Origin of the sequence: Kluyvera sp. Awk 3, assembly GCF_028069715.1 — a bacterium.
Classification (GTDB): Bacteria; Pseudomonadota; Gammaproteobacteria; order Enterobacterales; family Enterobacteriaceae; genus Kluyvera; species Kluyvera georgiana_A.
Genome location: NZ_JANEWH010000005.1, coordinates 61320 through 74426 on the forward strand (window position 1 = coordinate 61320; position 13107 = coordinate 74426).

Sequence of the window (13107 nt, forward strand, 5' to 3'; positions counted from 1 at the left end):
TTCCTTCTCCGTGCTTTAACCGGCAGGGGATCGCGTATTTCAAATTCCTGCCGGGCCACCGTCCGGCATCATCAAGAGACTGACTATGGATAATATTTTTGATACCAGTGTGCTGGTACAGGTGGTTCCTAATCTGAAGCTCAGCCAGAACTGGCTTCTGGACCGTTTCTTCCCGAATGTGGTGACCTACGAGACGGAAGAGGTGGCTATCGATGTTGACGTGGGTCTGCGTCGTATGTCGCCGTTTGTTTCCCCACTGGTGGAAGGTAAGCTGGTGGAGTCCCGTAAGTACCAGACCAACACCTTCAAACCTGCGTACATCAAGGACAAGCGCGCGCCGGATCTTCGTAAACCGATTCGCCGCCAGATTGGTGAGCGTATCGGCGGTGAGTACACCGCTGCTGAGCGTGAAATGCTGAATCTGCAGTTTGAGATGGCTGATCAGATTGACATGATTAACCGCCGTCTGGAGTGGATGGCGGCCAGTGCACTGGTCAGCGGGACGGTGAAAGTCCAGGGGGACGGCTATGAAACCAAGGTGGTGGATTTCGGCCGTTCTCCGGATTTGACCATCACCCTGAGTGGGTCAGATAAATGGCCTCTGACCTTACCTGCCGGGACCACCAATACACAGCCTTCCGACGATATCGAAGACTGGCAGACCCTCTATCTGAAGGAGTCCGGCGGGGTGCCGACGGATCTGGTGTTCACCAATAAATCGTGGAAAGCGTTCCGTCTCGATACCACCATCAAGGATAACGCCATCACCTTCCCGGCGCTGAGCCCGTTTGGTAACCAGATTAACGCCGGTCCGCAGGTTCAGAAGGGGGCCGTTTATAAAGGACGCTGGGGTAACTTCGACCTCTGGCTCTACAACGACTGGTTCATTGATCCGGTGGACGGCGTGGAAAAACCATTAATCCCGGACGGTGCGGTGATTATGTGTGGTGCAGACCTGATGGGAACCCGCGCATTCGGCGTGATTCTGGATCCGGCGTTCAACTATGGCCCGCTGGCATTTGCCCCGAAAACCTGGGTGAAAGAAGACCCGGCGCAGCGCCTGCTGATGATGCAGTCTGCGCCGCTGGTGATCCCGAGCAGGGTAAACGCGTCCCTCTGTGCAACGGTGGTGTGATATGGCGAAAGCAACAAACAGTCCGGCACCTGCAGCCGATCTGAATGCAGAGCCTGGGATTGATGACCTGAATGCCGGGGGAACCGACCTGGTCACAGAACCATCCGTTGATGATTTGAATATGGCAGGTGTTCCTGAAGTTCGGGCCGATGATGAGAGGGAAGGGCCGGAATTTGTTGTCCTGAAGGGCAACAGTGTCCGCCACAACGGCGAAGTCTACCGGGAAAACAGTGTCATTCCGGTCACTGGCCAGGATGCAGAGCGCCTGCTGCAGGCGGGCATTATTGCCGATGTCAGTGTACTGCGTCAGCGCGTGCTGGCGGCCCAGCCCTCCGTCACAGTCACTTCGGGGTAATGCCATGGGCGTGGACTGGGATTTACACCTCCTGAGTCCGCTGCATGGTGTCTTCGGCGACGAGCAGGAGTACCGCCCCCGAAACGGTACTCCCTTTCCGATAAACGGCATTTTCGACCGCGGTTACGCCCAGGTAACCGAAAATCTGGACGGTGATTCAGCGATAAATACCACGAGCCCGGTACTGGGGGTGCGCGATGCGGAGTTTACCGACTCCGGTAGACCGCTCCCGGCGGTGTCCGATCGTGTCTTTATCAAAACCGCCGGCGGAAAGCCTGTGAATCAGTTGTTCGTGGTGGCAAACGTCGAACCGGACAGCCATGGCGGCTCAAAACTCGTTCTTAACGTGGTGAAACAACGATGAATGCAGCAGCAGTACGACAGATGGTGGTCACGGCGCTGACCGGCGCCACGGACGCCGGCAGCAGCGTGTATTCCCCCCGCGACTGGTCAACATCGGCGGACATGTATCCGGCGCTGCTGGTTCAGACGCCGTTTGAGCAAAAAAAGTCGCTGGGGCGGAATACCCCGGCGTTTACCACTATCACTACCGTCAGAATTACTGGCCGGGTACAGGAGTACGACGGCGATACGACAGATGATGGCGCGATGAAAGCAGAGCTGGCGCTGGAAGCGCTGCGGGATCAGGTGGAGCGCGCGGTCATCAACAGCTATGAGCTGACCCGGAAGATTCAGAAATACGCCGAGGTGCGCTCAACCATCAATGTCGATGCCGACGGTGAAGCGCATATGGGCCAGCTGCTGCTTGAAATCGACATCGAACATTATCAGGGGCCGGAAGACTTCTATCCTGTTCAGGCGGTTCCCCTTGAAGGCATCGATATCGCGATTGTCGTACCCGACGGTACGCCGCAGCCCGGTATCAGCCTCAACCTCCAGGAGTAAATTATGTTTGTAAAACCGAAAGACGGGCTCAGCGTTCGCTGTCCCGTCAAGGGCAGCCCTTTGCCGCCAGACGGCGCAGAGGTTCCTGACAATATTTTCTGGCGCCGCAGGCTGCGTGACGGTGATGTGGTTCCGGCCACTCAGCAGACGCTCGCGCCAGCGAAAGGTGTTTCACCGAAAAAAGAGGGAGAGACTGAATGACCGTACCCTTCGCCCGAGTCCCCGATAACCTGCGGGTGGGGTTGTTCTTCGTTGAGTTTGATAACTCGATGGCGAATAACGCCACAGCCACGCAGCGCACCCTGCTTATCGGTGGGATGCTGACTTCCGGTTCGGCAACCGCCGGTATTCCTGAACGCGTCTCTTCTGCTGATACTGTCGGCGATCTGGCCGGAAAGGGCAGTATCCTGCAGGCCATGATGACGGCGTATCAGAACAATGATACCGCCGCCGAAGTCTGGATCCTGCCGCTGGAGGAAGACCCTGACTCCATGGTTTCCGCCACCGGCACCATTAAAGTAACCAGCGTACCGACGGCAACCGGGGTGATTTCGCTGTACATCGCCGGCGAGCGTATTCAACTGACCGTTGTGGCAACGGATACGGCGGCCGCGATTGCCACCTCTCTGGCGGCGGCGATTAACGCAAAAACCACGCTGCCGGTAACCGCCAGTGCGGCCACTGATACAGTAACCCTGACAGCGAAAAACCTTGGCGCCATTGGCAATGGTATTGATGTTCGCCTGAACTACCTCCGATCACCTGGTGGGGAGGTGACACCTGCAGGCCTGGAACTGACCATTACAGCCATGAGCGGTGGTGCCAGTGCGCCGGATATCACTGGCGCGCTGGCCAACCTGCAGGACCGGACGTTCGACTTTATCGTTAACCCCTATGACGACACCGCATCACTGGATGCGATGAAGGCGTTCCTTTCAGATGTCGGCGGCCGCTGGGCGTGGGATAAGCAGTTGTACGGTCATTCCTTTGGTACGACTACCGGAACCTATGCGCAGCTCGGAACGAAAGGCGAGGTGCGAAACAACCAGCATGAAACGCTGATGGGCGTGAATAAATCACCGTCGCCCTCCTGGGTGTGGTCTGCCGGGTACACAGGCGCGGCGGCGGTCAGCCTGCGCAATGATCCGGGGCGCCCGGTGCAGTCGCTGGCTATCCTGGGGGTTCTTGCGCCGGAGTTGCAGGACCGCTTTGAACTGACCGAGCGTAACAACCTGCTGTACAGCGGCATTTCGACGTTTACGGTGGATGATGACGGCACGGTGCGTATTGAGAACCTGATCACCACTTACCAGAAGAACAGCTACGGCGACGAGGATGACAGCTACCTCGAGGTGGAAACGCTCTTCAGTCTGATGTTTGTGACCCGTTACCTGCGCACGGCGGTAACCAGTAAGTTTGGCCGGATGAAGCTGGCGGCTGACGGTACCCGTTTTGCCCCCGGCGCCGCGATTGTCACCCCGAACATTATCAAAGCAGATCAGATTGCGGAGTATGGCAACCTGGTGTGGAACGGGTATGCGCAGGATGCCGCGGCCTTTGCCAAAAACATCATTGTTGAGCAGAACGCCAAAAACCCGAACCGCGTCGATGTGCTGTGGCCGGGAACCCTCATGAACCAGCTGCGCATTTTTGCGCTGCTCAACCAGTTCCGTACGCGGGCTGAATCAACAGGAGCATAAACGATGGCAGGTGATACTTCTAACCGCCTGGCGGGAACCGCGTATGTCACCGTCAACGGTGTAACAGTGATGGTGGAGGGCTCATTTAAATACCAGGTTTCCACCGTCAACCGCACCACCCTGACGGGGATGGACGGCGTACACGGGTACAAAGAAAAACCTGTGGCGCCGTATATCTCGGCCCGGCTGCGTGACAGCGGCGGGACGAACGTCAAAGGTTTCAATGGGCAAACCAATGTCAACATTGTGGCGGAACTGGCGAATGGGAAAACCATTATCGGTCAGCAGCTCTGGACGGTAAACGTCCAGGAAGTGGAAAGCGAAGATGCTGTATTTGATGTTCGCTGGGAAGGCCGGGAAGTAACGGAGAACTAAGATGGCAGAAATTGAACGTGTAAAAATCATTTCGCTGGCGGTACCGCTTGAAGATGCGCCGCAGAAAACCCGCTATGAGCAGCTGGAGCTGAAAGCCCCAACACTCAGCCAGGCAGAGCAGTTTTACGAAAAACAAGCCGCATCCACCTCACTGGCGGCGATGCGCCTGCTTATTGCGCTGGTGTCCGGCACGCGTGAATCCGTGCTGCAGCCGATGGATTTCATCGATTTTCGAAAATGCGAGGAGTACCTGCTCGGTTTTTTGACCTGGAAGCCCTGACCGTCTGGCAGGAAACCGCCGCTGATATCACCTTCTATTTCCGCTGGTCTGAGGACCGGGCGTGGGGAATGACCCGCGCCCGGCTGACCTGGTGGGTGACACAGGCCTCCCGGATTAACAAACTCAGGAACCCTGACGACGATGAGTAATTCTTTTGATTTTGAGCTGGTGGCCAGTGACCAGGTCAGTGACGCGATAACCCGGATTGACGAAGCTATCCGCGATCTGGAACCGAAACTGAATAAAACCAAAGAAGGGCTCCAGTTAGGCGGCCAGGAGACGGTCGACGGGCTGAACGGTTTTATTTCACGCCTGGAGAATATGTCGAAGAGCGCGCGGGATAACGTGCAGTTCATCGGTGATATGGTTCCCCCGCTAAAAATGGTGGGGGAAATCTCCGGCAAGCTGGGTGCGCTCGGTGCTGTTGGGGCGGCAGGATATGGCCTTCAGCAGGTTGCCTACGGTTTTCGGGAGGCCTCCCGGGAGGCGTATAACCTGGATACAGCGTCGAAAAACGCCGGTATTCGGGTTGATGATTTTACCCGGCTCGCGGGCGCCATGCGTATTCTGGGGGCTGACAGCGAAAGCGCAAATGCATCGATTGAAGGGATGGCAAAAACGCTGAAGGAAGCGGCCAGCGGGGCAAACGGTCAGGTCCTTGGTGCGTTGTCGCAAATTGGTGTGCAGATCCAGAAAAATAAGGATGGTTCAGTCGATACGCTCAAAACCATGGAAGAGATCGCGCGCGTGTTCCCGACACTGCGACCAGAGCAGCAAAAATCTGTCGCTGATGCGATGGGTTTTACCCCTGAAATGCTGGCGCTGATGCGTGAAGGCGAGCGCATGAAAACCCTGCTGGCGAAATCCGATACGTTCGGGCTGACGGTCGATCCCGAACTTAATAAACAACTGTCCGATATCAACGGCACGATGAACGAACTGGGCGCTTCATGGGACGGACTGAAGCAGCGATCGCAGAATAAGCTGTTCGAAGGCCTGCTTTCCGACGGGTCGGTGAAAGATGGCCTCGAGGGCGTGATTGACCTGTTTACCAACGGCGATTTCACCGGCCTGTCGCATGCGCTGGGGTTTATCAGCAGCGCGGACGCGGCCAAACTGCGCCGTATTCAGGGTGACAAGGAACTCTATAACAGCCTGCCCCGCAGCGAGCGCGGGATGGTGGATGCCGGGTTTATGACGGATGCCGTGAGCAAACGCTACGATGCGAATTACCGGGCGACGGATACGGCGAACCAGCTGCAGGACGATATGGCTGCCATTACCCGACCTGCTGTCGGCGGCAATAACTATTTGCCGTATAACCAGAGCGGGCAGTATGACGCTCTCCTCAATGAAGCCGGTAAGCAATACGGTGTGGACCCTCGCCTGCTGAAGGCCATTATGACCCAGGAGTCCGGAGGTAACCCGCAGGCAGTCAGCAAAGCCGGCGCCAAAGGGTTGATGCAGATTATGCCGTCAAATTTCCAGTCGACCGGTGTTACCGACTGGACCGACCCGCGGCAAAACATCATGGCAGGTGCGCAAATTCTGTCCGAGAACATGAAGAATTCGGGCGGTAATGTTCCGCTGGCGCTTCGATATTACAACGGCGGTTACGACACCCGTCGGTGGGGGCAGGAAAATCAGGCCTATCCCGGCGCGGTACTTGGACATTACCAGCGGATCATTAATGCAGAAAATCCGCCTGACAATGTTTTTCCTGACACCCCGGTGACGGAGCGAACGGCCGGAACCGGCATTATCCAGCCAGCATCGCAGGGGGGCGCATCGGGGCAGGTGCTGACCGAAAACCTCACCCGCTCATTTAAAAGTGCCATGGAAGAGCAAAAGATGAAGCTTGAAATCACTATGGTGGACGGGAAAGGGGAACGAAAGGAATACAGTACCCGGGATGGCGGCAGGATCACGCTGCCCATGTCTTACTGACCGTGAAATTCCGGTCGCTATCAACAATGTTAACCGCCGCTCTGGCGGTTTTTTCTTTCCGGAGGCGTGATGCCAGTTATCCAGGATGCAATTTCGTCCCTGATGGGTGGTGGTGCCAGCGATGACTGGCAGAGCCAACTGCGCGCCAGCTCGTTTCGCGGCGTGCCGTTTGCCGTTGTGGCAGAAGAGGGCAGCCACGGCCGTCGTCAGGCCGTGCATGAGTACCCATGGCGTGATACCGCGTGGATTGAAGATATCGGCCGCGCGACCCGGCGGTTTATCATTCGCGGGTTCCTTATCCAGAACAGCCTGGTCTACGGTGGCGGCGATGCCATTACCCAGCGTCAGTCGCTGATCGCCGCCTGTGAAGCAAAGGGAAGCGGTACCCTGGTCCACCCTACGCTCGGCGAATTAACCGTTTCTATTCCCGAGAACGGTCTGCGTGTCTCCGGTTCGACGGATAACGGCAGGGTGTTTGAGTTCACCCTGATGGCAATTGAGTCAGGTCTCAAAGTATTTGCCGTCACGGACAGCACCACGGCGGGCGATACGGTAAACACCAACTACCTGAAACTGGTGAGCACGACGGTCGCCAGTACGCTCGCCAGGATAAAGGGTGAAATCCGCGGTGTTACGCAGGCGATCAACACCATTAAAGGTACCGTCACGTTCTGGACCAGTATGGTGGACAGCACCATCAGCGAGGTCACAAACCTCAGTAACGTCCTGAATTCCACATTTGGAAATACGCAATATGGCCGTTACAGCAAGGGGCCAGTCGGTGGTAGCTCTTCCGCTGTTTCAGGCAATACGTCGACTGCCGATGTGGAGGACAATCAGGCGCTTGCCGACCAGGTGACCGCGCAGTCGGTGATGGACCGGAAAAACATCGCCGATACAGCGGATCACCTCAACAACTCAACCACCCCAGATGCGTTTGTACATGGGGTTTCCGACGTCGTGAATGCCATTCTTGACAGTGCCGGCAGCGTGAATGACCGGATCTCAGCACTGGAAAAACTGGCGAATGCCATCAGCACGGAATACCAGCAATCCGACAGCAGCAAGGCGATATCCGCCACCATGAACACGCTGATCGTTGTGTTGTGCACGGGGGCCATGACCCGCGCAGCGGCTGATGCCAGCCCGACCAGCCGCGATGAGGCTGAAGCGATAACGCAGCGGGTTTCCGTTCAGCTGGATACGGCGCTGGTGCTGGCCGGTGACCGGGCGGAGGACGGTATGTATGGCAGTCTGCTCGCCATCAGAACTTCCTTTTTAGCCACGATGAGTGACCGCGCATCCGGGCTGAGCGAACTGATTCAGGTCACGATGGCTCAGCCCCTTCCGGCGCTGACGCTGGCTAACCGGCTGTATCAGGACGCCTCCCGCGCAGACGAACTGGTGCAGGAAGCGTGCGTTCCACATCCGGCGTTTATGCCGCTAACCATGAAGGTACCGAGACAATGAGTGCAGACAGCGATCAGGACACCGTCTCGCTGACAGTCGGCGGTAAAATTATTGAGGGCTGGGATTCAGTCCGGGTGACCCGCGGTATTGAACGTTTCCCCTCCGATTTCGATCTCGGTCTGATGGATTATTTTCCCGGCAGTGATAACCGCCAGCTTGTGGAAGAAGGTATGTCCTGTACCGTCCGTATCGGGAATGACCTGACACTGACGGGCTATGTGGATGACTGGGAGCCGTCAGTATCGCGCTCCCGCCACGAGGTGCGCGCGACGGGGAGAAGCAAATGCCAGGATCTGGTGGATTGCTCCGCTGAGTGGCCCAACAACGTCATCAATGGCGGTAATGCGCTGGAAATCGCCACGCGGCTGGCGTCGTATTACGGCATCAGCGTCTCGACGGATGTAAGCGATCTGATTAAGGTTCCCCAGTTCACCCTTAACTGGGGGGAGTCACCGCAGGAGATTATAGAGCGGGTGGCCCGGTGGTCAGCCCTGCTTTATTACGACCAGCCTGACGGCAACCTGCTGTTGACCCGCGTCGGTACGCGCCGTGCCGCCAGCGGTATTGCCGAGGGTGTGAACGTCGAGCAGGCCTATTACCGTAAATCGATGGCTGACAGGTTCTCTGACTATGTCGGCGTTTCTATGGGTATTTCCCCGATAGCAGGTTATTCGCCGGATTCGGCCTATGACGCCGTGACGCTGGCGACGGCGAGGGATCCGGAAGCCGCCCGTATGCGCTACCGAAAGCATATTTCCATTATTGAAAGCACTCTGATGGCATCGCAACAGGCGCAGCGCGCTATCGACTGGGAAATGAACCGCCGGTATGGCCGCTCGAAGCCGCTGACTGTGACGACAGACTCCTGGCGGGATGAGGCGGGGAAGCTGTGGGAGCCCAATACCCTTATTCCGGTGAATATGCCGACGTTCCGCCTCCCGGATACCGAGCTGCTGCTGGCAGATGTCACCTACATGCGTGATGACAACGGGACGCATGCACGCATGACACTGATGCCGCCGGCAGCGTTTGAAGTTCAGCCCTACGCCTTCTACCAGCAGATACCGGGGTTAAATACATGAACCAGTTAGTCAGGCGCGCCGCCACCCGCATCGCCAGCATGCTGGGCATTGGCCGGATCACTGCGCTGAAAGACAGTGGTGTTGTGCAGACTGTTCAGTACCAGACGCCGCTTGAGATCGCCAGCGCGCCGCGGCTCGCCGAGTTTGGCTTTTCTTCCGGGCTGCCGAAAGGCACTGACGTGGTCCTGGCCTTTATTGGCGGTGATCGTTCAAGTCCGGTGGTCATTGCCACGAATCATCAGGGGTACCGGCGCACCGGGCTGAAAGACGGCGAAACCGTTATCTACAGCCAGTGGGGGCAGGAGGTGCTGTTGACCGAAGAGGGGGTATTTGTCGATGCAAAAGGCAGGGATGTGGAAGTCAACAACGCCACAAACGTGACCATTAACGCCAGCAAGGGGATTCTGGCGAATACCCCGCTTCTGAGATGTACCGGCGACATCGTGGACAATTGCGACACCAACAGCAGAACGCTGAAAGACCTGCGGAATGCACACAACGACCACGATCATCTGGTTAAAAACGCCCAGAGAGGCAATGACGATATCCGCAGTGAACGACCCGAGGAGCAGGTGACATGAGCGACATTGCCTCTTTCTGGAACGTGGACGAGATGTTTGCCGACTGGCAGGAAGGCCCGGGCGCACTCACCACCGGGTACGATTTACAGACCGCGATACTGGACAGCCTGTTTACCGACCGGCTGGCGCGCGCGGATGACGACTATGAAGGCAGCGATCGCCGTGGCTGGTGGGGGGATTCTGGTGATGAATCGCAGCTCGGGTCAAGGTTGTGGTTACTCCGAAGGCAGAAACTGACGACCGACGTGGCGAAAAGAGCGGAGGAATATGCGCGCGAGGCTCTTGCCTGGCTTAAGGATGATGGCGTGGTCAGCGATGTTATCCCCGTTGCGCAGATCGTCATGCCGAACCGCCTGAACCTCATCATCCGGTATCTGGCACCGGGCAAAGACTGGCAGGAATTCAGGTTTTACTGGATATGGGAGCAACATTAATATGCCGTTTAAACGACCGACGCTCAGCGAGCTGCGTGACGGAAACCGGAAGTTTATGCAGGCGGAGCTGGAGGGAGTCGGCGCGCTGCTGCGCTTCGCTAACCTGAAAGTGCTCGCCGATATGGATGCCGGGATGGGACATCTGCACTACGCCTACCTGGACTATATAGCCCTGCAGACGAACCCGTTCACGTCTACCGATGAGTTCCAGGCAGGATGGATGGCCATGAAGCAGGTTTTCCGTAAACCGGCCACGGCCGCGAAGTCGCCATCGGTACAGGCCGCCGGTGCCGCTGACAGCATCATTCCTCCGGGTACGATCCTGAACCGTGGCGACGGATACCAGTACCGCACGGATGCTGAGCTGAAAATTCAGGCGAATGGCTATGGTACTGTTGCCGTGACCGCCATACTGCCGGATATCACCAGCGATGTGACCGGGGGTGGCGCCCGCGGTAATGCGGATGCCGGTACCATCCTGACCCTGGATGCCAATATTGCCGGGGTGGATGCGCAGGTGACGCTATTGTCTGCCGCTACCGGCGGGGCGGACATTGAAAGCGAAGACGAGTTTCGCAGTCGTGGCCTGCTGGCGTGGCAGAATCCGCCACAGGGCGGCAGCGATACCGATTATAAAAAATGGGCGCTCGAGGTACCTGGCGTGACCCGGGCGTGGGTAAAACGCCGCCTGAACGGGGCCGGGACCGTCGGGGTGTACATCATGTGTGACCGGAACGCCAGCGGCGGGTTTCCGGTCGGTACTGACGGAATATCGCAACTGGAAGACTGGGGGGCTGTCAGGGCCACCGGGGACCAGCTGGCTGTCGCCGATCACATCTACCCGCTGCAGACTGACACAGCCATCGTGTTTGTGTGTTCCCCAATCCCGAAAACCATCGACGTCGAAATTTCGGGGATCAAAAATGCCGACAGCACCACGGTACAGGGCATCAGGGATGCGCTGACAACGCTGTTTTTTGATGAGGCCAATCCTGACGGCTCCGGAAAAGTGTATCTCTCGGATATCAACGGGAGCATCGGTGATGTTAACGGCACCACGGGCTATATCCTGAACTCTCCGACGGCCAATATTACGTTTGCGGTGGGTGAAATTCCGGTGCTGGGTGAGGTGCATTTTGTATGAGCCTCTTTTCGAAAGATGATTACGCCGGCGCGCTGGGTGCGCTGCTGCCCACCGGCAGGACATGGCCACGGGCATCAAAAACAGTACAGGCGGCGGTTCTGCGCGCCCTGGCAAGTGCATTCCAGCGTTCGGATGACGATGCGGTAAATCTCATTGCCGGGGCATTTCCGCCCACTGCGACCAGTATGCTTCCGGAATGGGAAGCGACGCTTGGTCTGCCGGATGACTGCGCTATCGGTGAAATCGATGGGGTCAGTGATCGCCAGCGCCTGGTGGTGGCAAAGCTCATCAGTACCGGCGGCCTGAACCGCGATTACTACATCCGCGTGGCGGCGGCGCTGGGGTATACCATCACCATCACACAGTTTCGCCCCGCGATGTGCGGTATGTCGGCGTGCGGCGATGCCCTGAACGGCGATGAATGGCCTTTTACCTGGCAGATTAACGCCCCGCAAACCACCATCAAATACGCACTGTCAGGCGCATCTTACTGCGGTGATTCTCTGGCCTCCTGGGGAAATAAACAACTCGAGTGCGCGATCACTAAAATTGCGCCCTCACATCTGCGTCTTATTTTCAGTTACGCATAACTGACCACAACACTATGACTTTCATTTTAATCGCTTAATCAAGTGAGGATGACCCATGCTCAGAATCGGGCAAGTTGAGCCTACTGCCACATCCGATGGCAAATATACCGATGGCAACGTTGCCGGCGGAACCCCGGCGACGCGGTTGCGCGCGCCAGCTTTTAACGCGATGCAGGAGGAGCTGGCAAATATTGTTGAGTCAGCTCAAATGACGCTTGATCCCAGCGATATGACCCAGGTACTTACCGCGTTAAAGAAATTGCTCCTCAGCCGAGCAAATCCGTTTGGGGATATTAAATCTGATGGACCGGCCGCCATCGCGACCGCTCTCGCAAATCTTGGTCTGGGAGAACTTGCTCTGGCGGGCACGATGACAGGCATTTTTAATACCAACGGGTATCTGAAAATCCCCGCGATTATCGGGGGAGAGAGAAAGGTACTGATACTCCAGTGGATGTCTATTTCTGCCAGTGCCACAGCCACTTATTACAACCTGCCGATCGCCTGGCCTACCGGAGGACTGCACGCGTTTGCTGTCGGGCAGACAGGAACCGACCAGGTAACAACGGCCAGTTCGTTTATTGAAACAGCGTGGGGTGTTCAACAGGTTTTTGTTAAGTGCGTTAACGCGGCGGGTGCCTTACAGGCACGTGGCGTCAGTTTATTTATGATTGGCCTGTGAGGAGGCAAAATGGACATTACTTATAAATTTGCCGATGGGCTGTTTTATCCCAGCGATATTGAATATAAAACTCTGCCTGACGGAGCTATTGACGTTCCTGCTGAGGAGTTTATTAAGGCCATGCGTCGACCACGCGGTTACGATTTTTCGGTAGACGCGAATGGAATGGTGACACTGTTCGAGCAAGCAACTTCAGAGGAGGAACTGAGGCTGCAAGCTGAATCTCAACGGACATTATTGAAACAGAGTGCTGATAGTGAAATAGGATGGAGACAATACGCTATTGACAGTGGCAAAGCAACAGCAGAAGAAGTTGATGACTTGGTAAAGTGGCAAGACTATAGGCTAGATTTGATGCGAGTTAATATTCTAAAACCTGAGTGGCCACAAAAACCATAACATAACACCCCATATATTAATATGGGG

The 13107-nt window shown here is 56.7% G+C and carries 17 protein-coding genes; all 17 read left to right on the plus strand.

The window, feature by feature from the left end; translation table 11 throughout:
• Positions 1-85 precede the first annotated feature (85 nt).
• The 17 genes from NNN71_RS02565 to NNN71_RS02645 all read left to right on the plus strand — a co-directional run bounded on the left by NNN71_RS02565 (position 86) and on the right by NNN71_RS02645 (position 13080).
• The gene (locus NNN71_RS02565) at positions 86-1135 is read left to right on the plus strand and encodes a major capsid protein (RefSeq protein ID WP_271457803.1); all 1050 of its coding nucleotides are present in this window, start codon (positions 86-88) and stop codon (positions 1133-1135) included.
• Between the two features lies 1 nt (position 1136).
• Positions 1137-1490 carry a hypothetical protein gene (locus NNN71_RS02570; protein ID WP_271457804.1) on the plus strand — a complete coding sequence of 118 codons (354 nt, stop codon included), beginning with the start codon at positions 1137-1139 and terminating at the stop codon, positions 1488-1490.
• 4 nt (positions 1491-1494) lie between these two features.
• Positions 1495-1854: a head-tail joining protein gene (locus NNN71_RS02575; protein ID WP_271457805.1), complete on the plus strand. Its 360-nt coding sequence runs from the start codon at positions 1495-1497 to the stop codon at positions 1852-1854.
• A complete protein-coding gene (locus NNN71_RS02580) occupies positions 1851-2396 on the plus strand; it encodes an ATP-binding protein (RefSeq protein WP_271457806.1) in 546 nt (181 codons plus the stop codon). Before NNN71_RS02575 ends, NNN71_RS02580 begins: the two co-directional genes overlap by 4 nt.
• Positions 2397-2399: 3 nt before the next feature.
• Positions 2400-2597, plus strand: coding sequence for a DUF2635 domain-containing protein (locus NNN71_RS02585; protein WP_271457807.1), 198 nt, complete (start codon positions 2400-2402; stop codon positions 2595-2597).
• On the plus strand, positions 2594-4096 hold the full coding sequence (locus NNN71_RS02590; RefSeq protein ID WP_271457808.1) for a phage tail sheath subtilisin-like domain-containing protein: 1503 nt from the start codon (positions 2594-2596) through the stop codon (positions 4094-4096). The genes NNN71_RS02585 and NNN71_RS02590 overlap by 4 nt, the downstream gene beginning before the upstream one ends.
• A gap of 3 nt (positions 4097-4099) precedes the next feature.
• A complete protein-coding gene (locus NNN71_RS02595) occupies positions 4100-4471 on the plus strand; it encodes a phage tail tube protein (RefSeq protein WP_053883878.1) in 372 nt (123 codons plus the stop codon).
• A 1-nt stretch (position 4472) separates the two neighbouring features.
• Entirely contained in the window at positions 4473-4751 is a 279-nt protein-coding gene (locus NNN71_RS02600; protein ID WP_180759205.1) for a phage tail assembly protein, read from the plus strand.
• Positions 4752-4892: 141 nt separating this feature from the next.
• Positions 4893-6698: a lytic transglycosylase domain-containing protein gene (locus NNN71_RS02605; protein ID WP_271457809.1), complete on the plus strand. Its 1806-nt coding sequence runs from the start codon at positions 4893-4895 to the stop codon at positions 6696-6698.
• 69 nt (positions 6699-6767) lie between these two features.
• Positions 6768-8168: a DNA circularization protein gene (locus tag NNN71_RS02610; RefSeq protein ID WP_271457810.1), complete on the plus strand. Its 1401-nt coding sequence runs from the start codon at positions 6768-6770 to the stop codon at positions 8166-8168.
• Positions 8165-9250: a phage baseplate assembly protein gene (locus tag NNN71_RS02615; RefSeq protein WP_271457811.1), complete on the plus strand. Its 1086-nt coding sequence runs from the start codon at positions 8165-8167 to the stop codon at positions 9248-9250. The genes NNN71_RS02610 and NNN71_RS02615 overlap by 4 nt, the downstream gene beginning before the upstream one ends.
• The gene (locus tag NNN71_RS02620; RefSeq protein WP_271457812.1) at positions 9247-9831 is read left to right on the plus strand and encodes a phage baseplate assembly protein domain-containing protein; all 585 of its coding nucleotides are present in this window, start codon (positions 9247-9249) and stop codon (positions 9829-9831) included. Before NNN71_RS02615 ends, NNN71_RS02620 begins: the two co-directional genes overlap by 4 nt.
• Complete coding sequence (locus NNN71_RS02625) at positions 9828-10265, plus strand: phage GP46 family protein (RefSeq protein ID WP_271457813.1); 438 nt, start codon at positions 9828-9830, stop codon at positions 10263-10265. Before NNN71_RS02620 ends, NNN71_RS02625 begins: the two co-directional genes overlap by 4 nt.
• 1 nt (position 10266) lies before the next feature.
• Positions 10267-11409 carry a baseplate J/gp47 family protein gene (locus NNN71_RS02630; RefSeq protein WP_271457814.1) on the plus strand — a complete coding sequence of 381 codons (1143 nt, stop codon included), beginning with the start codon at positions 10267-10269 and terminating at the stop codon, positions 11407-11409.
• Positions 11406-11999, plus strand: a complete 594-nt coding sequence (locus NNN71_RS02635) for a YmfQ family protein (RefSeq protein WP_271457815.1) — start codon at positions 11406-11408, stop codon at positions 11997-11999. The genes NNN71_RS02630 and NNN71_RS02635 overlap by 4 nt, the downstream gene beginning before the upstream one ends.
• A 55-nt stretch (positions 12000-12054) precedes the next feature.
• Positions 12055-12681: a hypothetical protein gene (locus NNN71_RS02640; RefSeq protein ID WP_271457816.1), complete on the plus strand. Its 627-nt coding sequence runs from the start codon at positions 12055-12057 to the stop codon at positions 12679-12681.
• Positions 12682-12690: 9 nt separating this feature from the next.
• The gene (locus tag NNN71_RS02645) at positions 12691-13080 is read left to right on the plus strand and encodes a tail fiber assembly protein (RefSeq protein WP_271457817.1); all 390 of its coding nucleotides are present in this window, start codon (positions 12691-12693) and stop codon (positions 13078-13080) included.
• The last annotated feature ends 27 nt before the right edge of the window (positions 13081-13107 follow it).